The organism is Chryseobacterium taklimakanense (genome assembly GCF_900187185.1).
Taxonomy (GTDB): domain Bacteria; phylum Bacteroidota; class Bacteroidia; order Flavobacteriales; family Weeksellaceae; genus Planobacterium; species Planobacterium taklimakanense.
On sequence record NZ_LT906465.1, the window covers coordinates 2,148,146 to 2,172,437 of the forward strand.

Below are 24,292 nucleotides of genomic sequence, written 5' to 3' on the forward strand. Positions count from 1 at the left end.
TTATCGCCCTATTTTGTAATATTCTTTTTCAGCTTCTTTTTGCACATCCAGTCTTTCTATAGCTATATTAATCCGTTCGGAATTATTTTTATTAAATAAGAGCACATTTTCAATTGCTCGCTCCCCTAAATAATTTCCAGTCTCATTAATTTTCAACTGCATTTCCTTCTCCTCCCTATACTTCTCAACCAATCCCTCCCGAACATTAGGCAAATCCTCCAACCTTTTATCCAATTCAGCAATCTTATCTTCAGTAATTTTTGTCTGCTGTTCAATCTCCGTCACATTCACGCCTTTTTGAGAAAGAATATCAATTTCCTCTTGGACTTTCTCCTTTGTCAAATCAATCGTTTTTTGATAAAATGGAAGCTGGTTTTTCCAGTATTCGGCATTGTCGCCCTCTTCCTTGGAATAGCCTAAGATTCGGTTGTAGTTATGTTGCGCTTTAGTTACTTCTTCCTGAATTTTAATAAAACTGTCATATTTTCGAAGCACAAAAGCAGAATCAGCCAAAAATTTATTTTTTTCGGTTTCAATTTGCTTTTTCATCAGTTCAATTTCTATATTCGCTCTGGTTTCGGGATTCGTGATGATGGCGGTTTTCAGTTCCTGCGTGCTGATGTCAGAAATATCCAAAACATCGGCTCCCTTCTTCATTGCCTCCAAGTATCTTGCCTGTTTGGATTGCAATTTTTGAAGCATAAAGACATCAATGCTGTCATTGGTCAACATAAAGTTGATTCTTACATTTTCGTTCCTATTTCCTTGTCGCCAAGCACGACCTTCCACTTGCCGTAGAGAGGTAAAGTTGTACGGAAGAGAAAGCATGTAAATATCCGTCGTATTTTCCTGAAGGTTCATTCCTTCCTGAATCGCCTCGCTTCCGATGACCACCTTTATTTTTCTGGAATTGAAATCGTCCTGAATCTTTAAACGGTTTGGTTTGCTGGTTGCTCCGGTGATGACTCCGACTTCTTCCGGTTTGTAGCCGACCTCCCGTACCAAATATTCCCTTAGTTTCGGAAATTCCGAAACAGCTAATTCAGAGTAGATAATCTGTCCCGAATCCGGAATGTCGTTTTTGTTCTGCCGAATCAAATCCATCGTTTGTTTTAGTTTCGGAGAATCCTCTATAAACTCTTCTAAAGACGGTTCTTCTCCTTCATAATAGGGAGAAAGATATGGTGAAATCGCAATCAAACGGGCATTAAGGATATGCGTAAGAATTGCCCCTTTTTGGGTTTCGGTAAAGTTTTCATTGAGCATTTCGTATTGCTCACTCGTTAAATAGTTCTGCTCAATCTTATATTCCTTGTTGATTCGGTTGGGCCGCACCAATTCGGGATTGTCTTCTTCGCCTTTGATATCAATAAATTCAGATAAAAGTTGCTGAAACAGCGAATTGTTTTTAAAACGTCGAACATTCGCCTTGAATTTCACATCACCTTTTGCGTCAATCTCCATGTCGTTGTCTGCCTCCATAAAGGTTTCAAAGAAGGTATTCACATTGAAGTAGCCCGATTCTTCTAATCTCTTGTTCGCAATCAAGGAGAGAATAGAATAATATTCCAGTGGTTTATTGGTAAATGGCGTTGCAGAAAGCAAGGTAACATTTCTACCGTCGTTCTTTTCTTGGATGTATTGCGCAGCCATCCAAGTATTGATACCCAACTTTGAAGTCTGCTGGTTTTGATTTCTAAAGTCTGAAGCAAATCTGCGGTCTTCTATTCTTACTTTTCCTACGATATGGTTCGCGTTGTGGACTTCGTCATAAGTCAGATGGTCAAAACCAAAGTCTTCCCAATCGTAAATCTTGCCACGCTTCATTTTACCCACCAGTTCTTTTTCTTTTTCCAGTTCTTTCTGAAAATCCCTTTCGCTGATGGTGTTTACACTTCTTAATTCATTTTCTGAAATATAGGAGAACTTGGAAGCCAGATTTTGGGTAATATTTTCAGAAAAACCGATATTGTTAAAACCCTCGTAAGTGACGATGGTGATTTCCCCATCCTTGTTGTCGAATTTTGAGAGGTCGAAGTCTTTTCCGAGATTTCCCAAGACATTCACTTTGGCTTCGGGAATGGTTTCAAAAATGGTTTCCACCCACTGTTTCAGAATGCTGTCATTGGGAACGACAATCAGCGGTCTTTTCGCATTTCCTCTTTCCATCGCTTCGTGCATGGACAGGATTCCAGACAATGTTTTTCCAAATCCCACTTCATGTGCAAGTAATCCGACACCTTTCGTGGTCTGCCTTCCGATTCCGGCTTTCTGAACTTCAGTTAATCTAAGTTCTCGACCTTTAAAATTCAAATGGATTTTTGAAAACAAAGGAAACTTTGAATAGTCCGGAACATAGATGTTGTTGTAGTTTCGGTTAAAATCATTGACAAAACGCTTCCTTAAAGCGTCCGACAATTCTTCCCTCAAAAATTTTTGAAACAAGTCGTTGGCGGCGACTTTTCGTCTTTCGCGAACCAAGGCATTCCGTTCCTTGTCGCTTCCGGTAACGTTTTCGTTGTCTACAAAACTTCTTACTTCCCAAGATGAAGAACCTGCAAATGCCTCACTGGAAAGCGTTCCGACAAAATCCTTGAATTTTTCTGCAAGATTATAGGGAACCGTTACAGTTTCCGTCTGTCTTGTGTTTTGATTCCAGCGTTCCTTTTCTATGGTTCCCAAATCAAACTGGTGGACAAATTCATGATTCGGACTGATTGAGATTTCGTCTAAAGTTTTTGGTTTTGGAAGAACATTGAGGAGTAAATCCTTTTGTTTCTCATATTGATTTTCTGTTCCGCCAACCGAGAACCTGTCCTTAAAGTCTATTTCCAGTTGTTCTAATTTGGCGTAGATATTCCCTTCGGCGTAATAAAAATCGTGAACCCAATTTCCGTCCATATAGTTGGCAAATTGGTAGTGCTTACCGTGATTGTTTAATGTGCCGTCGTAGGAAGTGTCCCGAAATGCCTCAATCTGTTCTTTAGTAATATCGGTACTGTTCTGAAGCGAGGCATTCACAATTTCATCGGCTTTGAAAAATTGGTATTTTAAAACCCCTTTCTTGATTTCCGGTTTGGTCTGAATTCGATATTCCGCATTTTTCTCTTTGTGGGACTGGATAATTTTATCCGCTTTACGATGAATTTCATCAATTTGGTCTTTCGAAAAATTTGGGGGATTATCAAAAATTTGGGTTTGGAGTTTGAAATACTTCTCAATCTCCTTTTCAATTGCGGGAGATTTGAATTTTACTTCATTAAGTCTGGAAAGAACTTGCTCAATTTTATCTTTCGTTTCTGCAAGGTCAATTTCTTCTGTTTTAGCGGGAATGGTGTTTTCTAAAGTTTTGCTTTTTGATTCTCCTTTAGGTTGATCAACCTCCAAAAACAAATCTTCAAAGAGGTTTCCAATTCTTTCGGTCTGCTTTTTATTTTTGAGTTGCTCAATCCTAGATAAGGCGTCCTCTAAATTTCCATAGACATAGTTTTCCAACCTCCCAAAACGGTTGGTTTTCTCTCGGGTTTCCCCTAAAATCCTGTCGGGATGTTTTTCAAAATAATTGGAAATATCTGTAGAAATTTTCTGGGAATTTTTTTGCAGAATAATAATGTCCGTTCCTACCTGAGTTCCGGCAAAAGCACCATTCGGCAGACGAAAACCTTCCAAAATATCTGCATTTTTTAGTTGGGCTTGTCGGTTCAACCAACCCGAAGGAAGCACCATTGCCAAAACTCCATTGGGTTTAAGAGAATCTAAAGACCTTTTGACAAAATAGTCCTCGTATTTGGAGATTTTGGGTTCTTCTCCCAAACCTTTGTATAATCCGCGATGGTCGCCGTAGGGTGGATTACCGATAACCAAATCGTATTTTTCGGCAAATTCCTTCTTGTTGCCTTTCTCTTCGATAAACTCGGTTTCAAAGGAGCGGAGATGGATGTGGGCTTCGGGATGAAGGATTTTCGCAATCTTTGCGGTGGTTTCGTTGATTTCAAAGGCAGTGATATTGGACTTGATTCCCAATTCTTTCACTGCATACAGAAAATTTCCCGTTCCAACGCTGGGTTCCAATACCGAAATTTCCTGCCTGTTCTTAAACTGGTCTTTGATTAAATTTCTGACGGCATCTACAATCCTTGAATCGGTGTAGTATTCATCCAAAATACCCCTGCCTTCTTTAGCTGTTCCGCCACTTTTGAATTGATGACAGATCTCTTTTAAATCCTCGGTAATGTTAAGACTTTCCTTGAGTTTAACTTGCTTATCGCTGGAAACAAAACAAGCTGCGGAAACAACTTCCGCAACTTGTTCATTGGTCAGTTTTTGACCTTTATATTTTGAAATAAGAACCCCTAATGCCTCATTGTTTTGAGTAGATGTTTTTACTATTTCTGCTATTCTATTGGATACATTTCTCCCGGATACGATTCCGCCCAAGGAATGTTCTGCTCCCTCATTTTTTGCAGCATTTTGCGGTTGTGTTCCGTCAACGGGTCCTCGCTCTGGTTTTCCGACCAGATGCTTCCAGATTGTGTCTTCAAGTCCATTTCCAGCATGGTTGCCGTCCACAGCTTGTCCTCCAAAGTGATTTCCGTTTTGCTTGGGTTTGCTTGTTTGGTTAGATTCTCCAGAATTTCGTTGAGAAAGTTCGGCTCCCAAGTGCTGAGTGTCGGAAATTCCTTCGGATTGAGTTCCATCGTCTTCATTTCTTATCGTTTTTTGTTCAACTAAAGTAGTATTTTTCTCTTGAACTTGGAGTTTATTTTTTAAATATTCTTCCAGGTTTTGGTTCCCATTTTCAGAAATTCCATACAGCAGGCGGATGTCCTTGATATTTTTATTTTGAAATTCATTGAGGATTTTTTGTGTAGACCTATTTCCGTCATCATCACCGGTTAGACACAGAAATATCTTTCCGTCGTAGTTTTTAAACCGTTCGACAAAGCTTCCAGTATTTTCATTATAATTGAGTGTTACAAGGGTTCTGCCGTTGTTTTGATTGTTTAGTTTCAAAAGTTCCAAAAACGAATCTTTGTCGTTATCGCTGTTAAAGACAATCAGTTCGTTTTTAGTTCCCTCAATAATGGAAATTTCTGAACTAGAATGATTTAAATAGGATGTCTCACTCACTTTTTCTGTTTTTTACGAAGTGGTTGAACTCAAAAATGTCTTTCGCCGTGTCGTCCCAGTTTTTTCTTGGAAGCAGTTGCAGGCTTACAAAGATGTCGGTCTTTTTATTGTAGGAATCGATGCGCTCCAATCTTCCGCCATAATCCTTTTCGGCGTGTCTGTAGAGGGAATACGGCAGAATCGTGTCTGTCGGATAGATGTAGAAACGGGTATAGTTCCAAGGCGAATTGATTTCGAAGCGTCTGTATTTTTTCTTGAATAACACCGTGTCGGAGAGTTTCCGCCTGTTATTATAGTTCGGAATCATTTCTTTTGAGAATATGGCGCCGTCCTTCTTGTTCCAAACCAATGCGGGTTTTTGTTTTTCAAGAATATCGGAAAGTATGATGTTGCCGTTTTCAGCATCCAATGGATAGCAGAAAGAATCTCTCACGAGATAGGCATTTTGATTCATTTCGGGAAAGGTGTGGTTTGGAACCAGTTCGATAATTTGGTTTTCCGAATAACTCATTTTCGAGATGTGGAAACTCTGCATCTTGTCCAATCCTCTGGAGGCATCAAAATAGACATTGGTAATGAGGTCGATTCCGCCTTTTTCGGATTTGATTTCCTTGTGGCAGGAATTTAGGATAAATACTGAAACGAAAACTAAAAATATGGATTTGATGTTCATAATGATTACATTTTAAAAAAAGCGGCAAATCAAAATTTGACTTACCGCCTTCGGATAATAGTCAGGTATTATTTATTATCGTTTGATGCTCTGTTCCTTCACATGGGCTTTCTCCTGTTTTTCTTCATTTTCCATTCCCTGCAAAGGTTTGTTGGTGTTGATGCGGTTCATGTCGTTGTCGTAAAGGTTCAGGTTCTTGTATTGCGGATTGAGCACTGCTTTTCCTTCCACCACCTTGTCGTCCATTTCAAATTTCACTTTCACCACATTTCCTTTTTCAAGTGACTTGATGGTGTTATCCCTGTATTCCGGCTTTTCGAAAACGAGGTTGGCTTTTTCCACGATTTTGTCGGTATCGACACCGTAGTTTTTGTAGAAATTCTGGAACATATAGTTTCCTTTCTCCGTCTTTGGCTCCTCAAAGTTGAACTGCACGAAGGCGGTTTCCGACTGGTCGCTTTTGGGGTTGTGGAACTCGATTTTCACGCTCCGTCCCTCCAAAAGATTTACGGCTTCTTTTGCGGTAAAGGTATTTTCTCTGTTTACCGAAAAATTGTGGGTGATTTCTTCGCCTTTCTCGTTCTTCAATTTGGCGTCGTAAGAGTTGAGGAAAACACCACCCGTTTCCGTCTTGTTGAATTTCAAGGCAAAATCAACCTTGTTTCCGGGCAGTGCCTTGTCCGAGGAAGTTTTGATTTCGAATTGCTGGTTTTTGGACTTGATGCCTTTTTCCAATTCTTTGTGAAGTTTTTCGTCTTCGCCGAAACCGAGGTATTTAAGCTGATTTTTTAGATAATCTACCTGGTTGAATTCTTTTTGTGTTTCCATAATGTTTGGGGTTTGATTGTTAAAATATTCTTTGTTTTTATTGAGGTGTTGTGTTAAGTCATCTCCGTTCATTTTGGCGTAATCTTTTATAGAAGGCTCTCCAATGATGTCGTCTATCGAAAATCCTGACCTTGTGGCATCCATTTCTTCTTTAAATCTCGAATGAAAATTACTTTGGCTGAATAAATTGCTCCGTTTTTTCTCATCGGGAAGAAAAAGACTTTTAAGGGAATCGATGATTTTTTCTGTTTCCTCATTTCCCTCGTAGGTAAGCAGTTCTCCGCCAACGAATAGCAAAACATGGTCTTCCGGCTTTCGATACAGCTGGATTTTTGAGGCAATCTGGCTGTAGTTCACTTTGTCGTCTTCCGTCAAGGAGATTTCAAATTCGTGCTTGGTATGACCTTCGGAATCGTCAATAAACAGTTTGACGTAATCCTTTTGTGGTGGTTCTTCCATATTTCTAAAATTTTTAGAGTAACTATTATTTAGGTTGTTTTCCGATACGCCGACAATGGGTTCCGCATTCAGATGGTTCTTGCTGAATTTGTCCAAAAGGTGGTCATAGACGTTGATTTTGGTCTTTTCGTAAAGGGAGTGGTAGTTTCCGCTTTCCAATAAAATCGCATCCAAAGCCGTGAACCCCATCAGTTCGAGTTTGTCGCGGTATTCCTTGTACATCTGCTCGTTTACATTGTTTCCATAAAGGATGACACCCGTTCCGGCGTGAATCGTCATCAGTTCGGTCAGTTTCTCGAACTGTCGATGCTGCGGAAGAATGAATTTCCCAACGATGTCGTTCGCATTGTTCAGGATGATGGCTTCCGTCTTGTCGGACAGTCCAAACTTTTGGCTTGAAATGTAGGCGGCGGAATCTTCGGGACTGTTGATTTTGAACGGCTGATAATTGGCGGCAAAAATCTGCTTGTTAAAGGAAAAGGTGCTGACTTTTCCCTGCTGTTGATTTTGCTCGGAAAGTTCCAGAACACGGTCGCTTCCCAAATCTCCGTTGAATACCAAATATTTCCCCGAACGCAGATTGATGACGATGCCGTCTTCCACCTTTATTCCTGTATGGTCGAAAATTTCGTGCAGTCTTTGCAACATGAGTCGGTCATGTTTGCTCGAAATCAGTTGTCCGCTCGGATGGTTGTGGACGAGCGTGATGCTTTCGGGCTGCATTTTGAAGACGTTTCCCGTCAACAACCGTAAATCCACAACGGTGGAAGTAATTCCGCCTGTCGAAAGATGTTGAACGAGATAACTGTCGTCCTTGAATTTGTAGAGTGCAAAGGTGTGTTCCACCGCCTCGTCTTCAAGCGCACGGAAAAGCCAAGCCACATCGTTCACATCAGAAATTTTGGTTCCCGCCATGAATGAAAGACTTTTGTTTTCCGAAAACTGCCGCTCTACGAGCGCAAAGTCATTGGCGTAACCTTGATTGTCCTTTTCCCGTAGGATGGCGGAATTTGGGTCAGCATCATTTCTCCCACTGAAGAGTTTGTACGGTAATATTTCGCCCGCCGACGTTTTGAGATATTGCGTATCCTCGTCCGTCGGAAATTGGAAATTCGTGTTCGGTCCATATTTGCTCTGGTAATTGATCGTTTCTGTTTCCATCTTTTCAAAAATTTATCTGCGGAATCCACGGCGTTTTTCCTGTTCCTGTTCGATTTCCTGTTCGATTTCTTCTTCCTGCTCTTCCCGGTTTCTGTTCGCGTCTTCGTACCTATCCCTGTCATTGACGTTCAGGTCAATTTCGGAATTGCCACCTTTTGAAATCTGCTTCTCATCGGGTGAGATGCTGTTTACGGTGTTGATTTCTCTGGAAACGATGTTCAAGTCGTTGGAAATTTCCTTGGCGATTTCGGGATATTGGTCGATTTTATCCATCAGGAAATTTTTCAGTTTCTGAAGTTCGTTTTTGTAGCGGTTCATTTCCGCGACATCCTTCTTGTCGGCAATGATTGCGGTGAGTTCGGTGGCATTTTTAATGAGGTCGAACTCGGCGACGATGTTGTTTTCCTTGTCGTAGATGAATGCCTTTTTTTCAAGCGAAAGTTTCTTCTCATTTTTGTTTGAAAGGTCTTGAATAGTGGAATACTCAATTCCATCCTTGCTGTTTCTGAGGATTTCGGAGATGCTTTTATCCCGCTCCAGAAAGATGACTTTCAGTCGGGTGTTGTTTTCCGTGAGTTGGAAAGTTGCCCTGTTTTTGTCGTTGTCTGCGACAATCGTGTAGCCCTGCAGAAATTTTTGGATGTCGTCCGCTTTCAGTTTTTTTGAAAATGACAAATCTTCATTGATGATTCCGAACTTTTTTAGTTCTTCGGTTGGTAGGTTTTCAGTTTGCATAGTACGTTGCTATTAAATTGTTTGCTTTGTTTAGGTCGTTTAAGAAATGGTAGGGATTGATGCTTTGTCCAAACTCCTTTACCGCAAAATGCAGGTGCGGTCCGGTAGAATTCCCTGTGTTCCCACTTTTCCCGATGATAAATCCCGCCCTCACTTTTTTCCCGACTTTGTAGAAGATTTCGGAGAGGTGCAGATAAGAGGTTTCAAATCGGTTGAAATGTTTGATTTTGATGTAGTTTCCACCGCCTTTGGAATCCCAACCGGATTCGGTAATTATTCCGTCAAGGACCGCGTGAACATCTTCATAGTTGGCTTTTAGGTCAATTCCGTTGTGCATTTTTGCAGTTCCGAAAATTGGATGAATACGTGTTCCATAGGGAGAAGTCACGGTAATTCTGTTTAAGGGCATGTAAGCCCCCAAACCCCCAAAGGGGGCTTTCTGGACTTCCTTTTCATCATTTTCTTTACGTTGAAAATTTTGCATCAGTTCAAATAGTGAATCTTTCATCTTTTTGTAGTCCACGTTACTTTGATTATTTCCATTATGGTAATTTTTAAGCATCGTCTTTAGAGAGTCGATTTGACTCGTTAACATCTTCATTGAACCTTCTGTTTCGTTTTTCAGTTCCGATTTCGGGGTGATGTTGAAGATTTCCTTCCACAATTTTTTCTCCTTTTTTTGATTGGAACTTTCTTCTTTTTGGATTTCCACCATTTTGAAGTCTTCCGTTTTCTGCGGTTTCGTCGGCATCAGCGTATTGAATTGAGCCTTGGAAAAACCGTTCGCAAAAAGGAGAATTGTTAATGCTATTATTGTCTTTCTATTTTTCATTTTTAGTAAATTCGTTTACGATTAATTCGACCTCTTTATTGATTTTTCTGAAGTTGGTCATCAGGACATCGTTTTTCCTATTATTTCCCATTTTGTCGACAAATGAGTAATAGGAAGGCATTTTGACATAATTATTTTCTTCCTCCTTGATGGTTTTCATATCTAAATTGATTTTTCCGTTCATCGCAGAAGTTTTGTATTCTTCGGTGTCGTTTTCCTCGCCCTGTGCAATCATTCCGACCATTTCCCCAGTTTTAAGTGTCGCAATTTTTCCTGCGGGAATCATAAAGTCCATTTTCTCGTTGATGCTGGTCGTCGTTCCTTGCTGGGAGAAGGACTGGGAATAGGATTTCTGCTTGATTTTTCCGAACAGTTTCTCCAGCCATTCCAAAGTATTTTTGTCCCTCGCAGAACCGGAAAGGATATTTCCGACAATGGCGGAAATGGTGTCGGCAACTTCTTTTTTGTAAAACTGCCGGAGTTGCGGAATTTCCTGAAGTCCCAATAAGACCGCCACTTTGTTGCTCCTTGCTGTCGCCACCACGTTGTCAATTTTATGGATGTAGATGGTGGGAAATTCGTCCGCGATAATTCCTCCGGGCAAGTTATGTTTGGAGTTGATGAGTCGTAAAGTCCTGTTCAAAACGGATGAATAAAGAGCAGAATTAATGTCCTGCGTTCCCGGATCGGATGCCAAAATCAGGATGGAAGGATTTTCTCGGTTCGTGATTTTCAGTTCCACTTCGTCGCCCGAAAACACCCAGAAACTTTCCTTGGTCGCCAATCTTGAGAGAAAGATTTTCAGGGTTCCGACCTGTCCCTCCAATTGGTCAAATGCTTTGTTTTCATACGCCGTCTTAAAGGGAGAAAGCAGTGAGAATATTTCCTCGTTGGTAAAAAGTGTGTCAAAAATCTCCTTGTAACTTCGGTTCATAAAGGACAGGATATGTGGTAAATCCGAATATTTTCCGTCCTCGTAGGTGGCAAAAAAGTAGATACTCGACGAAAGAAAGTTGATGGCAGATTGGGTGAAAAAAGCATCGGAACCGCCTCCCGAACTTGAACCTCCCTTTTGGAGCGAGGATACCATAGACTCCGCCATTTCCTGTGCTTCCGCCAAAGTTTGGATGTATTCCTTTTTGAACGGGTTTACCCTTTTGGATTTTTCAACCTCGTTTAGATTGATGACATGAAAATCGTATTCATACCCCGAATCTTTGCTTTTCTTCAACAGATAATGGTAGTAGGCAATCTGCGCCAAATCGGGAAACTTGAAATCGTAAATACACAGGCAGAAGCCTTTCGCTATCATTTGCCTGATTGCGGGATTGATGATTCCGAAAGACTTTCCACTTCCAGGCGTTCCAATCACCATCGTCCCACGAAATGGATTGATATTGACCCATCCCTTGTTGATTTTTTTACTGTATCTGAAGAGATATGGGATATTGATCGAGGTGTCCGTTTCTACAAGTTCCTGATTTTGGGCAAAACTTTCTTCCTCTACATTCCATCGGTCTTTTCCCATTTTTTGTTGCATGAGTTTTGAGATGGCGTCTGCTCCCATTTGAAGGATTACTGCACCCAAAAAAGACAATACGGCATAGATGACCTGATAAAGATTCAGCGCAGGAAAAATTTTAGGGAGTTTGGAGTTTCCTGCCTCGTTTTGCCAAACGAGTGAAGAAAAAATCATCAACAAGCCCAATATCATGGGGATTACGATTTCCGTGGCGATGTTCAAATCCTTTTTCTTCTTCGCCTTTGTCCCGACAGCGACCAATCCAATGAGAATCAGGGTCGCAAACTTTGCGTTGATGGGTGGGTAAAAGAAACTCATCTTCGAGAAATTTTTCAATAGGTTTGAAACTATAATAATATCTGCATCGAGGTAGAAAAGCGACGCACAATCCAATGCCACGACCGCATAAACCGCCTTCTGAAGGAATCCGTAAATCTTAATTTGGTGTTGTTGTTCCTGCATTACTTCCTATAAATTGTAGTTTTTTAAAAACTCTTTCTCTTTTTCCTCAATACGGTCTTTACCATAAATCTTCACTGCAATCTCCTTATACCACGCTTTCAGATAAGCCATTTTTATAATTTCCTTTTCTATTTCCTTCTTTGCTTTTCTGAGACGGAATAAAAAAAATATGGATATGCAAGAAGCGATGAAAGCGATGAACGCCAGGAGAAGGACAATAATTAATTCTGTTGGTAATGGGTTCATAACTAAAATGTATCTGCTTTTAAAATGTCTGAATAATTCACCTTCATCTCGATGGTTCTTCCCGAGAGTTGTTCCTCAATCAGGCGGATCATCATCACCTTGCTGTTCGGAAAAGTGAATTTTTTGAAGACATAGATGTTTCTGAAATTTTTCCTGAAATGTTTCGGGGCGTAAAGTCTAAAAATCGGTGTCATTTGGATGCTTTGATTGTTGGTCGCCTTATAGATTTTTTTGTCCTCGATGGAAAATTTAAGGTCTTCGATATCGTAACTCAGGTTCGAGCTGTTTTTGAAGGTCATATCGAGAAAGATATAGTCGCTGATGACGTACACATTGTTGAGCTGCATACTAAGTTTAAGGTCTTTCTGCTCCCTGATTGGATTTTCTTCCGTCTTCTTCTTTATGATGTCCATCGCAAACTTGGTCAGCTCCAAGTTGGAAAAACGGGTTTTGTCCAGTTCAATCGGCTGCATCTCTTCTGGCTGGATATGGATGTTGGTCACGGTGTTTTTGTTTTCCGAATTTCTGTAAATAGCCTTGTATTGGGCAATAAAAGACTGACCTACAACGGTTATTATTCCTATTTTGTCGCCATTCAATAAAGAGGTGGTTTTTGCCTTTTCCTTTGGGTCGGTGTTGGCAGGAGTATCGGTGATTTTGATTCTCGCAATATTGGTATTAGGCAAATCTCCCGTGAGTTTTTGGGTGGACAAATCCACATATTGAATCGGTTCGGGTGAGATGATATGCAGGTTAACGCCCTCTGTAACGATCAATTCTGGTAAATCCGAGATGACTTGTTCTTTAGTAGCTGTTTGTGCAGATAAAAAATGGGTAATGATTAAGAATAGTATAAAAAATGTATTTTTCATTGTTATTTTTTTTGTTGGTTTTGTGAGTCTTTAAGCTGTTTTTCGTCGATTAGAAATACATAGGAGTTGTATTTCAGCTTGGCTTTGTTGGTTTTAATGAGGTTGGCGATGGATTTTGATGTAGACGTGAAGAGTTTGGAGCCGATGCTCGTGAAAAATCCCTGTCCGCCCATATCCATCTGTGTTCCCTGTACGGAGTTGCTCCCCATTTCCCGAATCATGTCCCTGAAGACGCTTTCGGGAACATAAAGCCCCTTCATGCCGTCAATGTCGTAGATGGAGAGGTTGACTGGTAAAATTTCTCCCCTTGTAAATACCGAGACAATCTTGAGGTCAACCCGCTGCATGGAAAATCCAGAGATTTGTCCGTAAAGGATGGAACCTTTCTCAATTTTTTTGTTGCCGACGAAGATGTCTTCCAATAATCGGAACCGGATTCTGCTTCCCAGAAATCCCTTGTTGTTTTCATCAATGACGGCTTTGATAAAGCTGTTCTCATTTTCCCTGTAGAAGGCATTGAACTCGCTGTTGATTCCCGACTTGCCGACATTGAAGGTAGAATTGAGGAACTCGTCCATTTTTTCCTTGTTTGCCTTGAGTTTCTGTTCCGCCAATAGTTTGGCTTGGTATTCGGGATCCCTCGCTTTTTCTAAGGAATCCATGACGAGCATCTGCTGTTTCAGATATTTTACGGGGTCTTGCTGGGTATTTTGATTACTAGATTTTTGATTTTCTGAAAGTTGCTCATTTTCCTGTTTCCCATTGGACTTGTCGTTCAGCATTCGGATGATTTCAGAAGACCTCTTGAAATCCTTGTCCTCATTTTGCTGTTTTGGATTGTAATAGGAAGAGTTGCCTCCTTTTGACGCCTGCTGATTTTGTCTGCTGGAGACCGCCTTCAGTGAATCGATCTTTCTTTTCTGGTCCAAAGACAACTGGTCTTCATAACTGAGCAGACTGTCCTCTTCCTTGTCCAATCCTCCGAGCATCGTCCTGTTGTCGTCCTTCTTGAAAAAGGCGTCGTAGGCATCGTTCTTCGTCATGATGGAGTCCCGTGTTTCTCCCAGAGACAGGGAAAGTTCTTTCGGCTTGTCCTTTTTAGAGGTGTCCTCTTTGGTAAATTGGGCACCTACATACACAAAGAGCAGCAGGAACGGCAATGCCAGAAGGGGCATCACATATTTTTTTTCCTTAAAGTTGATTTTCTTAATGTCCATGTTGCAGTTCTTGGTATTGGTTGTACAAATATTCTATTCTCAGGCTGTCTTCTTTTTGGAGTTCTTTTCGGTCCCTTTTCATTTTTAAAATTTTGAGTTCATTAACTATTTTCTCCATTTCTTTCTCTTGGTTTTTATTAATTTGCTGGGTCGTGTTGCTTTTGGAATAGAGGTTTGGGGGCTTGATTTTAAATGTCGACTGGCTCGGAAAGAAAATTCCCTGTATCAGCGATCCGATAAAAGACACGGAGAGAAAAACCATCGAATGGGTGAAAAACTTCTTCGGATTTTTTGCCGCCCATTCCAATCCCTTTTTTGCGGTTTGTTTTAGAAAATTTTTCATCTTTAATAGGAATTTTTGGTTTGGTTGGAGATTTCCTCGTTGTCGATAATCCTCCAATTTTTAAGCATCACACCGTGCGGATTGTTTGGACTTCGGATGATGTCCTCAAAGTATCCTTCGGTAATCAATTTTCTTGTAATCACGGCAGACTTTCTGGTAATCATCTGCTTTCCGAAAAAGGAGAATTTCTGTTGCTCCATATTGAGCGAGATGGAATCCGTATGAATACTGACCATGGAACTGGAGGCCACAATCTGGTTGTAGAAGCCTTTTTCCTTGAGATTGGTGTATTCTTTTTTTCCGCTGTCGTCAATGAGGTACAGTGATTTTTGAATATTCTCCTTGATGTAGGCATCATCGGGAGCCAAGGTGAAAAATAGTCGGTGGAACAGTTCAATTTGGGCTTTGTATTCTACGGGTCTGTTTAACAAGACATCGGTCTGCTTTGCCAGTACCGGAACCCCGTTGTCCAAAATGTAGATGGATTTTCTTGAATCCTGAATCATCCGATAGGCAAAGAAGAAGCCCGCCAATACGATAATTACGGCAAATGCTATTGTTCCCAGCGAAACTACCTTGTTGATTTTTATTCTTTGTTCGATATTTTTGATCAGCATCTTATTTATTTTTTGTTGTTATTCATCGCACTGTTGACCATTCCCGATGCGGAACCTGATGCAGCCGATTTTGCTGCTGCTCCCGCTACGGAAGCTCCACCGGTTTTGGCTGCCAATACCGTTGTTTTAGCGGCACTCGCCATTCTTCCAGCAGCACTCTTCATCTTGGTCATCGCACCTGCACCTCCCGCTGTAACAATGGTGTCGGCAATGGTGGGCGTCATCAATACCCCGATTCCCGTCACGATATAGGCGACACAGGTAAAGAGCTGGTTGTAGATCATTCCCGAATTGCTCACATAAACCATCAAGGCATCTAAATTGGTGATGGTTCCATTGGTTAAAAGCGTGTCATACCGCTCAATCTCCATTTCATAACCCGAAGCGATCAGTTGCTGACCAATATTGATGATGGTATAGGCTACAAAGGTGTATAGGTTGATGTTGATGAACTTGGAAACCCAGCTGTACAGCGAGTTTTCAAATCCTGGAACGAGCGCCATACCTACCGCAATAGGCCCCAAAATAATGAGGATGTAGGCCCAAATTTTTTGGATGAAGAAAATAAGGTAGACACAGATTCGAAGGATGGAAAGGCAAACGAACTCGATAATTTCTGCAACCAGTTTTTGGAGCTGGAACTCCATCCGTAACTGCCATTCCTTGATGGGTTGGATGAGTTTGTCCAGTCCCTCGCTGATGTCGAACCAAGAGTCGTCGGCATCTTTGCCGGTGTTGTTGATGACGTCCTGCTTCGCATCCTCGTCGGCTTTCAGTTTGATGACGGCATCGAGTAGCTGCTGCTGTTTCTTGAATCGTTGAATCCTCAAATCATTCACTTCGGACTCAATGTCGCTGAAAATGGCGATTCCCGGTTCTGCAATGGCTTCAAAGGGTGCCTGAATCAGATTGACAAAACCACTCCAATACACCAGGGTAAATCCAATGAGGATTGGTTTGAGCATCGGGGTGATTTCCCATTCCCGGTCGCCCGCCGCCATTTGCCAACCCATGTATCCGAGATACATCAACGCTCCCAGTCCTCCGATCGCCCTTCCAACCAAAGCGGATCCGACAGCACCGTCTTGAACGCTGTTGTCCAGTTTGGTAAAGACCTCCATAAACCATTTCTCAAATGCGCCGTCGCCCTTTAGAAATTGGAGCAGGTTGCTGTAGTCGCCGTCGGTTTGGGCAAAGCCGATTATCGGCAGCAATATTGCCAAGAGGCAAAATAAGGGTGTAGTATTTCTTTTCATCACTAAAATTTATGTTTGTACTGCTGCATCGTGTTGTGGATGATCTGCTTGTCGGAAGCGGGAGTCCAAGCCTGTGGCAATGCATAAGGCGAATGGTTTTTCAGAATATTTTTATAGTCCAAAAGAAGTGTCGTCTTATCGTTGTGTTTCCTTAATTCCTGCACGAACCTTCTCCATTTGATAAGGGTGTCATGGTACATCAAAAAGCGTTTTCCTCTCGGCATATCCATCGACCTCGACATTGAATATTTTTCCTTGATTAAGTCCAATTCCTCCTGAAGTCTTTTTAAAGTTCCCGTGGTATTGAGCGTTTCGTAGGTTTGCTGGTTCTTCAGCCTCCATTCGATAAAGTTTTGAGGATTGTCTGGAAATTCGGTAATGGGTCTGAGCATCCTTTTGTAGTAGAGCAACCAGAGCGGGTCTGCATCGACCGTCGCCGAAGTCCAATGGGCAAAGTCTTGGACGCTTCTTTTATAGATGGTGTCGGATGCCGCCTTTATCTTTTTTGCCTCTTCCTCTTGAAATTTCACTTGGGCAAAACGCTGGTTTTGAAGTCCCGTCGGTTTTAGCGGTCGGATATCTTCTCCATCCTTATAATCCCTGTTTCTGCTGGGAGCCCACATTCCCCAAACGGTGGCATACGCGAAGTTGGTCTGAATCCCCAAAAGGTATTTTGGATAGGGACGCCAATCGCCCCAACTCTGGAACACCATCCTTTTGTGCTGGGCTACGATGGAGGGGTCGTTCAAACGCTTTACGGTAAACTGCCCGAATACGCCGACTGCTGTCAGCAAAAGCGGAACGAGGGCAAATTTTTTAACTAATTTTTTCATCTTTTTAATTGAATATGTATTTGTATTTCTGGATAATGTCTCCGACAATCGCCCTGTCGATATTGAGGTAGTTTCTTAGCATTGGAACCTGGTACAGGTACGGAATCTTCTTGGCGTTTTCTAACCGCAATATGATGTAGAGGATGTTTCCATTGATGTTCCGAACTCGGGTAAACACCTTTTCAATAAGCATCTCCCTGTCCATCGGATCCATCAGGAAATCCTTGTTCTCGTTCAAAATATCCTGCGTGACTTCCTGCTTGAGTTTTAAGGTCTGTTTGCCGATTTCGACATAGTATTTGGAAACCAAGACGGCATATTCTGGATGTTGCGCCGACAAGTCCAGCATTTTGTTGGAGTTGTTCGCTACCTTTCCTAGATATTGGTACAGATAGATTAACTTTTTGCTCTGCGTGAGTGCCGAGTTGACATTTTTTAGTTGTTGGTAGATGTATTCCTGAATGGCGATGACCTGTGCAGTCTTGTTTTTAATGTCGTCGTACAGTTCCTTCTGTTTTTCATAAGAGTTTAGAAATGCCTGCTCGCTTCCCAGCCTTACGCCGTGGTTGGTGGTCATCTGCACCAAGAGTTTGTCGTTGATAACAATCTGCTGTCCGCTTACAAAACCAACAGAAAAAAACAAGATTCCTCCGATAAATAGTTTTCTCATTTTTAAAAGGATTTGATGTTTTTCATAATGTTCTCGACCACCTGTTTGTCCCGATTCACATAGTATTGAAAGGCTCTTTTGTTTCGTAAGACTTTTGCCTTGATGTCCCGAATCTTTAAAAGCATATGGGTAGAATTTCTGCTCAGCGTCTTGACTTCTCCCAAGGCATAATCCAATAAAATCTTGCGCTCCGACTTTTCCATCTGGTTCATTGCCCCATAGGAAACCACAATCCCGACAATCAGCCTCGTCACCATTTGCAGATCATCCACAAACTGAACCTGTGAAGGCAGAACCGCGATGATGGAATAAGGTGCGGTACTGATTTCACGGATAATGGCTTGCTGGTTTTGGGTGATTTTCGTAATCTCCCTGCTCATCGCAATTCCTGTGGGAATCGCTTGAATGGCGAACGATACGATTCGAAGTCTGTCCTGAATTTTGGTCACCTTGTCCTTGAAATTGTTCCACTGGGTTTTGTTGGCGGTTTCCACCGTGGCATTGGCAATTTGGTTTTTCCGCATCTCCTTCTGCCTCTCGTTTTCATCCATCGTCGCCTTGATTTCTAGGTTCATCATCGGAAAGGATACGTTTTCCTGCTGCCAAGACGGCGTGGAGCCGCCACTGGATGAAGTGAGCACAAAATAAATCAGCAAGCCCCCAAACCCCCGAAGGGGGCTTTTTAAAGCGTTAATTATGGGATGTTTCATTTTCATCTTATTTTTTTACATTGTTCCCCTTTGGGGACAGGGGCTAGAAATTTCTTTTGTATCGGTTCATAATATTTTCTACAATTCCCTTGTCGGTATTGATGTATCCTGCAAATGGATTGATGGAGTTCCAGAATCCCAAACGATTGGCTTTTTCCAGTCTTAACTTGATTGCCAGAAGCCAAAGCTTTAGGTTTTTGACATTCTCGGAAATGTTGTGCAATATCTTGTATCGGTCTCCCGCAGTGGCAAGGTTCAGCTCTCCCGAGGCGAGGATGTCGGAGACATCAGTCACTATTTTTATACTCTGTTCATAGGTTTTCTGTGAAGCCTTTACCCCGAAAATGGCATATTGTGGATGTGCCGATGCCAACTGAACTACCTGCGATGAATAATTGTAGCATTTGTTGAGTTCCGAATAAATCTCCTTCACCTGGATTCCGTTCTGCAAGGTTCCCGAAACTTCCTTCAGACCTTTCAGAATCTTATTCTGAATATCGTTGGCAACCACCATCTGGGTTCCCACCCACGCTTGGGCATCCTTCAGTTTGGAGGTTTCATCAATCACATCGTTCTGCTTGGCTTTCAAGTTTTCTGAATAGAGGATCATCGCCGCCGTTACCGTCGGGTCGATGTAGGTGTTTTGGGAGAAGCCCCATGTCCCCCAAAGGGGGAGAATCAACAGGAAAAGCCTCCTCCAAACCCTCCAAGAGAGGGAATTTATTGAAAGTCCCCTTTGGGGATTTTGGGGCTTATACTTTTTCATATTCCTCGTGTTTTTGGTTGATTAATTCTGAAAAATGGATATTTCGGTTTTCCAATTCCTGCGAGATGATTTTGAAGATATTTTGCCCTTTGTGCGTCTTCTTCATCATCCTGTAATAGGAAACCACCTTTTTGTCCAATGGCTTTTGATAAAGGTTGACGAGCGATACCAAGTTTTCAAGGCTGTCTCCGAAATTTTTCAAATCGCCTACAATTTTTTGCAAAGCCTCGTCGTAGTTTCCGTATTGTTGGACATAGTATTCGACTGCGGATTTTTCTGGTTTTTCCGTGGTGTAGGTTAAATACTGCTCCAAGGAAACCTCATTGCCGTGCACTTCTCCTTTGGAACCCCGCTTCAGATAAAATTCCTTGAAACGGCTTCTTCCAAATTTGTTGTTCAAATTATTGATGGTGAAAATCTTGTTTTGTTCCACCTTGTTCAATGAAAGCAGTGATGCAATCTTGTCGAAGTTGTCCTTGAACTTGGTCTGATCCAGCAATATGAAGGTGTCCGAGTTATTAATAATACTGTCTTTTACGACGGCATTTCCGATGATGTCGTCCAATTCCTGGGTAACAACCACTGCTTCTCCCCAAAATTTCCGAACCGTCTTGTAGAGATAGAGAATATATCCGCCCATCAGTTTGCTGGCAATCGCCTTCCATGCTTCCTCGATGATGAGCGCCTTTCTTCGGTCTTTTCGGAGACGCATTTTCTGGATGAAGGTATCCATGATAATGAGTGTCACGATCGGAAACAGTTTCGGGTTGTCTTTCACATTGTCGATTTCAAAGACGATGAATGGTTCGTCAAAGAGCGTGTTGTCTGCACTTTCGTTGAGTGTCGTTCCATATCTTCCGCCTTTGTAGAAATCCTTCAGCACGAACAAGAATGTCCTTAGATTAAATTCCTTTTCGGTGATGTGGTGTTTCTTATTGTTCAGGTAAAGGGGCAGAAATTTATCGCAGTAGTCATAGAATCCGTTGAAGGAAAGTTCTTTTGCCTCCAATTTTTCTTCGAGCTCCTTAATTTTCTTGATGATGGTTTTTCGGAAGGACTCGTTCCATTCTTCCGCCGTTTTCGGCTGCCTGATAATCTCGTTGGACTTGATGAGGATGAGTTGCGTCTCATTGTAGATTTTTCTCTTATCTTCATCGTTCAAGGTTTCATAAGCTTCGTAAACCTTGTAGAATTTTTCGCTGTCGTAATTCGGGTTGTTCATATTTTTGTCCGGATGATATTCGATCGCGAGTTTTCGGAAAGCCTCCTTAATCTCATCAGAACCTGCATCGAAAGCGATTCCCAAAATATCGTAGTAGTTGTTTTGTCCATTCGACTGGCTTTTAAATTCCGAGATGATGTCTTCCTCGTGGATATTGTATTTGTTCAGATAGAGAATGAGTTCCTCCGAAGTCTTATGCTCATACCATAGTGTTCCCGAATTAAAATATTGGTGGTAATACGACATCAGTACATTGTCCAATATGGATTTCTGTGCGGACGACATCGTGGCATCGTGACCCTGCCAAATGAGAAAAATCAAATTGGTTAAAAATTCTATTTTTTCGATGTTGAACTCTTTCTTGTCCATCAGAAAAGGATTCATGGTAATGGGTTTCTCTTCGGTGTACTGGATGTATCTCCCGCCTTTGTATTTGCAGGTTCCCGAATAGGAATCGCCCGTGTCCACAATCACCACATCGTAATTGTAGGTCAGGTATTGCTCAACGATATTGTTCATCAGGAAGGACTTTCCAGAACCTGACGGACCGAGGACAAACTTGTTTCGGTTGTTGATTCTTCCTGTCTTCATCGGCAAGTCCGCCGGATCAACTTTCAATGGAACGCCTTGTCGGTCGGTAAAACGCAGATAAAAATTGGATTCCTCGTTCACGGGGTAACTTTCTTTAAAAAAAAAACACAAGGCCGCTTCGCTTGTCGTCATAAATAAATCGTATTCCCGAAGTTCCGTGGCATTGCCTGGAATGGCGGAGCGAAATAGTTCGAGCTGGTTGTAGGCGTTCTTGGAGACGATAATTCCTTTCGTAAAAAGCTTGTTCTCGATCATCGACTGTATTCCTTCCATTTTTTCCAGTGTATGTGTTGAAAATATTAGGGAGAAATGGGCATTGACCACGAGTTGTCCGTCGATGGCGATGTTGTGTAGAAGCATCTGGATTTCTTCGGCAATAATTGCATTGCTCGGTGAATTGTTTGCCGCTCCCTCGTGCTTTTTCTTCTTTTTGTCGAGTTCCCGCTGTTGTTGCGCCTGCAGGGGAATGGTGATGACCTGATTGTAGATGATGGCTTCGTAATCCTCCAATTCATTGATGAAGGTGAAATTGTCCACCGCTGTTTCCGATGCGGCTCCATTTCCACCCAGTATGGAAAAAGGGTCTATTTCTGAAGGGAGGTCGATATTTTCTACATCGACATAGGAAATATTTTTGACGAAACGGTTTCCGATTTGGAGATACTCGTTGGTGCTTTTGATATTGTCAAAAACCGGGGTTTCAGTAAACTGCATCGACAATACGCCCGAAATGTAGTATTCAAAGTCTTTCTCGAATAAGAATTGGGGTTCGCAACCGCTCTGCTTCAAGAGCATCAACACCTTTTGGCATTTGTCGCGGAGCTCCTTGTAACTTTTTTCGGAAAATTGGTAGTGTTTGTTTTTCTTCTTTAGTTTATCGTCCACAATGTCTGTAAACAGGAGTACCGTTTCGATGGTTTTAAATAGTCTTCCATCAAAATGCTCGGAGTATTTCTGCTGGAGGAACTGATTCGAAGATTCGGCGGTGTATCTCTTTTTGGAAAACAAATCCAATTTTTGAACGATTCTTCCTTCGCCAATAATGGATACCACTTGGTTCAGCACTGTATGGAAGTTCAGGTAGTTGTCGGGGTCGGCGGAATATTGTTCCACAATGTTCTTGATCCTGATGCCGATAATTGGATTTCCATACTGTCCGAAGAGGACATCGAAATCCCATCCGAAATCCTTTCCGTAATCGTAGCCGATGAAGGGAATGTCAAATGCCTGTTTCTTTGTCTTTACCATCTTTTAAAAATCTTTTGTTGTTGAGTCTTTTGGGGAAAATGAATATCTGGTCAAAATTTTTGGTCTTGTCGTAGAGTCCGTTTTTGTCCTGCCTCTTGAAAATGAGGTAGACTCCTCCCGCGGTTACCAATAAACCTAACAGGGAACCCAGCAATCCGAATTTGGATAAGAGGAGTGCCGCGACCACACCTGCGCCGATGACGGCTACCGCATAAATGATGTACTTTCCTTTGAGTCCGAAGAATACAAGGGGTTTTTTGAGCCCCTTGTAAAGGTAGTATCCCATCTTAAGCAAAGAATGCGGTTACAAATTCCGGAACCACGATAAGGAAGATCATCGCACCGCCGTAGCCGAGGATTTCTTTGTTGACATCCTGGTCGCCGTTCGTCCATTTGTTGTACACCCTCAATCCTCCGATAAATCCTACGAGTCCACCGACTGCCTTTAATATCAGCTTGATGGGGTCCCAATAGTCCTTAATGTCGGAAGCGGCATTGGAGATGGCGGTCGCTCCGCCCTGCGCAAGCATCGGGGTCATTGCCAGCATCACCAAGGCAAGGGTTAGAACTTTCTTTTTTGTCACGTTTTTTCTGATAAAATTTTTCATCATTTTTAAAATTTAGGTTAGTTATGTATGGTAAATTGGTTAAATCGTCGAGTGGTAAACCTTTTGTCCCTCAATATTGTCCACCAGTTTTACGTTGGTTTCAGAAAGGTTGACAAATTCTTTCCATTGGTCTTTCTTGCTCTGTGCATCATTTTTTTTCTTGGAAACTATTGGCTCAATAATTTCTGGCTTTTTGCTGATTTCCGTTTGCTGTGGCGGATTTTCATGGTGTTTGGTTTCGGGCTGTTTTGAGCTGGTCCCATCCAAATCCTCTTCCGCTTCAAATCGTTTCCTCAATTCTTCCAAACTGGGATTGTCTTCAAAATTGTTCTGTCTTTGAATCGGAATGGGTTCGCTTTTTAGGAATGATTTCGGGGTTTTGAGATTTTCCACATCCTCGATGCCGATCAAGGTGGGTTCCTCATTCTCCGCCTGTGCAAAGTCGCCGAGTGAGTATTCTTCTGCAACATCGGTCTGAACGGTTTTCTCTTTTTTTAGGAAAAGGTCGTAGACGATATTTCCGGCATAGTACAGAAAGTAGGCTCCTAAAAGGATGAGTGAGTATTTTAACATAATGTATTGATTTGAGGTTTGTGGTTTATGGATTATTTTTTTCTTGTCTCTTTTGTCTCTCGTTAAAGCGCAACTTTTTTGACCTCGCTGATCTGCTGTATAATTTCGTCGAACGGCTTCTTTACGGCGTATTTTTGCTCGTAGGTGAGTTTTCTCGTGTCGATGGTTTGGAGGCAGTTTCTCTTGAACACGGGATTTTCTAGTAGAGTTCCGTATTTTGCCAACTCGATATCCATTTCCTTTTGGTTGAGATATTTGTAGCCCTTGTCGTATTTGGAGCGGATGAAGATTCTTTCCGCCTCGCTTTCCAACAAACCCAGAAGATTTTTGAATACCAAGGTTGATTTTACGGACACATCGGAATACTCAAAGGGAATGATGATGAAGTCGCTGTACACCAAAACATCGCTGTATCTCTGGTCCAGTGTTCCCGCCAGATCGAACAGGAACAGGTCTTTGCTTTCTTTCAGGTCGACAACCTGTTCCAAGTCCTCGAAAGGCGGCTCATCGTCATCTTCGCCAATGACTTCCACCTCGTAGAGTTTGGGCAGTTCCGAGTCCGCATCCTCCCTCCATTTGTTGAAGAAGGATTTTTGGTAGTCGAAATCAAACACCTTGATCTTCCTTGTAGAAATTCTGGAGAGATAGTTGGCGAATGCGATGGCGAGGGTGGTTTTCCCTGTTCCGCCTTTTTGGGTGGCAAATGTGATGATCATTC

The 24,292-nt window shown here is 41.9% G+C and carries 21 protein-coding genes; all 21 read right to left on the bottom strand.

Annotated elements, in window-relative coordinates; translation table 11 throughout:
• Positions 1 to 5,130 (bottom strand): Eco57I restriction-modification methylase domain-containing protein, encoded by a 5,130-nt coding sequence (locus CKV81_RS10280; RefSeq protein WP_059138039.1) that lies wholly within the window; start codon positions 5,128 to 5,130, stop codon positions 1 to 3.
• Entirely contained in the window at positions 5,123 to 5,803 is a 681-nt protein-coding gene (locus CKV81_RS10285) for a hypothetical protein (protein ID WP_024565606.1), read from the bottom strand. Before CKV81_RS10285 ends, CKV81_RS10280 begins: the two co-directional genes overlap by 8 nt.
• 75 nt (positions 5,804 to 5,878) lie before the next feature.
• The gene (locus tag CKV81_RS10290; RefSeq protein ID WP_024565605.1) at positions 5,879 to 8,251 is read right to left on the bottom strand and encodes a JAB domain-containing protein; all 2,373 of its coding nucleotides are present in this window, start codon (positions 8,249 to 8,251) and stop codon (positions 5,879 to 5,881) included.
• Positions 8,252 to 8,263: 12 nt separating this feature from the next.
• Positions 8,264 to 8,986 (bottom strand): hypothetical protein, encoded by a 723-nt coding sequence (locus tag CKV81_RS10295; protein ID WP_024565604.1) that lies wholly within the window; start codon positions 8,984 to 8,986, stop codon positions 8,264 to 8,266.
• Positions 8,976 to 9,818, bottom strand: coding sequence for a M23 family metallopeptidase (locus tag CKV81_RS10300; protein ID WP_059138040.1), 843 nt, complete (start codon positions 9,816 to 9,818; stop codon positions 8,976 to 8,978). The genes CKV81_RS10295 and CKV81_RS10300 overlap by 11 nt, the downstream gene beginning before the upstream one ends.
• Entirely contained in the window at positions 9,808 to 11,802 is a 1,995-nt protein-coding gene (locus CKV81_RS10305; RefSeq protein WP_095073069.1) for a type IV secretion system DNA-binding domain-containing protein, read from the bottom strand. Before CKV81_RS10305 ends, CKV81_RS10300 begins: the two co-directional genes overlap by 11 nt.
• Before the next feature lie 6 nt (positions 11,803 to 11,808).
• A complete protein-coding gene (locus CKV81_RS10310; protein ID WP_024565601.1) occupies positions 11,809 to 12,048 on the bottom strand; it encodes a hypothetical protein in 240 nt (79 codons plus the stop codon).
• A gap of 2 nt (positions 12,049 to 12,050) precedes the next feature.
• A complete protein-coding gene (locus tag CKV81_RS10315) occupies positions 12,051 to 12,920 on the bottom strand; it encodes a DUF4138 domain-containing protein (protein ID WP_059138041.1) in 870 nt (289 codons plus the stop codon).
• Between the two features lie 2 nt (positions 12,921 to 12,922).
• Positions 12,923 to 14,131: a conjugative transposon protein TraM gene (gene traM / locus CKV81_RS10320; RefSeq protein WP_083506456.1), complete on the bottom strand. Its 1,209-nt coding sequence runs from the start codon at positions 14,129 to 14,131 to the stop codon at positions 12,923 to 12,925.
• Positions 14,127 to 14,480, bottom strand: a complete 354-nt coding sequence (locus CKV81_RS10325; RefSeq protein ID WP_024565598.1) for a hypothetical protein — start codon at positions 14,478 to 14,480, stop codon at positions 14,127 to 14,129. Before CKV81_RS10325 ends, traM begins: the two co-directional genes overlap by 5 nt.
• 2 nt (positions 14,481 to 14,482) lie before the next feature.
• Positions 14,483 to 15,097: a conjugative transposon protein TraK gene (gene traK / locus CKV81_RS10330; RefSeq protein ID WP_024565597.1), complete on the bottom strand. Its 615-nt coding sequence runs from the start codon at positions 15,095 to 15,097 to the stop codon at positions 14,483 to 14,485.
• A 5-nt stretch (positions 15,098 to 15,102) separates the two neighbouring features.
• A complete protein-coding gene (locus CKV81_RS10335) occupies positions 15,103 to 16,353 on the bottom strand; it encodes a type IV secretion system protein (protein ID WP_029738611.1) in 1,251 nt (416 codons plus the stop codon).
• Positions 16,354 to 16,355: 2 nt separating this feature from the next.
• Positions 16,356 to 17,186 carry a hypothetical protein gene (locus CKV81_RS10340; protein ID WP_024565595.1) on the bottom strand — a complete coding sequence of 277 codons (831 nt, stop codon included), beginning with the start codon at positions 17,184 to 17,186 and terminating at the stop codon, positions 16,356 to 16,358.
• Between the two features lie 4 nt (positions 17,187 to 17,190).
• Positions 17,191 to 17,856, bottom strand: a complete 666-nt coding sequence (locus tag CKV81_RS10345; protein ID WP_095073071.1) for a hypothetical protein — start codon at positions 17,854 to 17,856, stop codon at positions 17,191 to 17,193.
• A 2-nt stretch (positions 17,857 to 17,858) separates the two neighbouring features.
• Positions 17,859 to 18,566 carry a hypothetical protein gene (locus CKV81_RS10350; RefSeq protein ID WP_095074438.1) on the bottom strand — a complete coding sequence of 236 codons (708 nt, stop codon included), beginning with the start codon at positions 18,564 to 18,566 and terminating at the stop codon, positions 17,859 to 17,861.
• Between the two features lie 43 nt (positions 18,567 to 18,609).
• The gene (locus CKV81_RS10355; RefSeq protein ID WP_024567403.1) at positions 18,610 to 19,332 is read right to left on the bottom strand and encodes a hypothetical protein; all 723 of its coding nucleotides are present in this window, start codon (positions 19,330 to 19,332) and stop codon (positions 18,610 to 18,612) included.
• Positions 19,319 to 22,393 carry a TraG family conjugative transposon ATPase gene (locus CKV81_RS10360; protein WP_095073073.1) on the bottom strand — a complete coding sequence of 1,025 codons (3,075 nt, stop codon included), beginning with the start codon at positions 22,391 to 22,393 and terminating at the stop codon, positions 19,319 to 19,321. Before CKV81_RS10360 ends, CKV81_RS10355 begins: the two co-directional genes overlap by 14 nt.
• A complete protein-coding gene (locus CKV81_RS10365) occupies positions 22,365 to 22,679 on the bottom strand; it encodes a DUF4133 domain-containing protein (protein ID WP_077564599.1) in 315 nt (104 codons plus the stop codon). Before CKV81_RS10365 ends, CKV81_RS10360 begins: the two co-directional genes overlap by 29 nt.
• A gap of 1 nt (position 22,680) precedes the next feature.
• Positions 22,681 to 23,004: a DUF4134 domain-containing protein gene (locus CKV81_RS10370; protein ID WP_024567406.1), complete on the bottom strand. Its 324-nt coding sequence runs from the start codon at positions 23,002 to 23,004 to the stop codon at positions 22,681 to 22,683.
• Positions 23,005 to 23,040: 36 nt separating this feature from the next.
• On the bottom strand, positions 23,041 to 23,574 hold the full coding sequence (locus CKV81_RS10375) for a hypothetical protein (RefSeq protein WP_095073075.1): 534 nt from the start codon (positions 23,572 to 23,574) through the stop codon (positions 23,041 to 23,043).
• 62 nt (positions 23,575 to 23,636) lie between these two features.
• Positions 23,637 to 24,290, bottom strand: coding sequence for a ParA family protein (locus CKV81_RS10380; RefSeq protein WP_024567408.1), 654 nt, complete (start codon positions 24,288 to 24,290; stop codon positions 23,637 to 23,639).
• Positions 24,291 to 24,292: the final 2 nt, after the last annotated feature.

Excerpts from the sequence above, each read along its gene's own strand:
- CKV81_RS10285 (WP_024565606.1), bottom strand. The coding sequence starts at position 5,803 with ATGAACATCAAATCCATATTTTTAGTTTTCGTTTCAGTATTTATCCTA.
- CKV81_RS10290 (WP_024565605.1), bottom strand. The coding sequence starts at position 8,251 with ATGGAAACAGAAACGATCAATTACCAGAGCAAATATGGACCGAACACG.
- CKV81_RS10295 (WP_024565604.1), bottom strand. The coding sequence starts at position 8,986 with ATGCAAACTGAAAACCTACCAACCGAAGAACTAAAAAAGTTCGGAATC.
- CKV81_RS10300 (WP_059138040.1), bottom strand. The coding sequence starts at position 9,818 with ATGAAAAATAGAAAGACAATAATAGCATTAACAATTCTCCTTTTTGCG.
- CKV81_RS10305 (WP_095073069.1), bottom strand. The coding sequence starts at position 11,802 with ATGCAGGAACAACAACACCAAATTAAGATTTACGGATTCCTTCAGAAG.
- CKV81_RS10310 (WP_024565601.1), bottom strand. The coding sequence starts at position 12,048 with ATGAACCCATTACCAACAGAATTAATTATTGTCCTTCTCCTGGCGTTC.
- CKV81_RS10315 (WP_059138041.1), bottom strand. The coding sequence starts at position 12,920 with ATGAAAAATACATTTTTTATACTATTCTTAATCATTACCCATTTTTTA.
- CKV81_RS10325 (WP_024565598.1), bottom strand. The coding sequence starts at position 14,480 with ATGAAAAATTTTCTAAAACAAACCGCAAAAAAGGGATTGGAATGGGCG.
- traK (WP_024565597.1), bottom strand. The coding sequence starts at position 15,097 with ATGCTGATCAAAAATATCGAACAAAGAATAAAAATCAACAAGGTAGTT.
- CKV81_RS10335 (WP_029738611.1), bottom strand. The coding sequence starts at position 16,353 with ATGAAAAGAAATACTACACCCTTATTTTGCCTCTTGGCAATATTGCTG.
- CKV81_RS10340 (WP_024565595.1), bottom strand. The coding sequence starts at position 17,186 with ATGAAAAAATTAGTTAAAAAATTTGCCCTCGTTCCGCTTTTGCTGACA.
- CKV81_RS10345 (WP_095073071.1), bottom strand. The coding sequence starts at position 17,856 with ATGAGAAAACTATTTATCGGAGGAATCTTGTTTTTTTCTGTTGGTTTT.
- CKV81_RS10350 (WP_095074438.1), bottom strand. The coding sequence starts at position 18,566 with ATGAAACATCCCATAATTAACGCTTTAAAAAGCCCCCTTCGGGGGTTT.
- CKV81_RS10355 (WP_024567403.1), bottom strand. The coding sequence starts at position 19,332 with ATGAAAAAGTATAAGCCCCAAAATCCCCAAAGGGGACTTTCAATAAAT.
- CKV81_RS10360 (WP_095073073.1), bottom strand. The coding sequence starts at position 22,393 with ATGGTAAAGACAAAGAAACAGGCATTTGACATTCCCTTCATCGGCTAC.
- CKV81_RS10365 (WP_077564599.1), bottom strand. The coding sequence starts at position 22,679 with ATGGGATACTACCTTTACAAGGGGCTCAAAAAACCCCTTGTATTCTTC.
- CKV81_RS10370 (WP_024567406.1), bottom strand. The coding sequence starts at position 23,004 with ATGATGAAAAATTTTATCAGAAAAAACGTGACAAAAAAGAAAGTTCTA.
- CKV81_RS10375 (WP_095073075.1), bottom strand. The coding sequence starts at position 23,574 with ATGTTAAAATACTCACTCATCCTTTTAGGAGCCTACTTTCTGTACTAT.
- CKV81_RS10380 (WP_024567408.1), bottom strand. The coding sequence starts at position 24,290 with ATGATCATCACATTTGCCACCCAAAAAGGCGGAACAGGGAAAACCACC.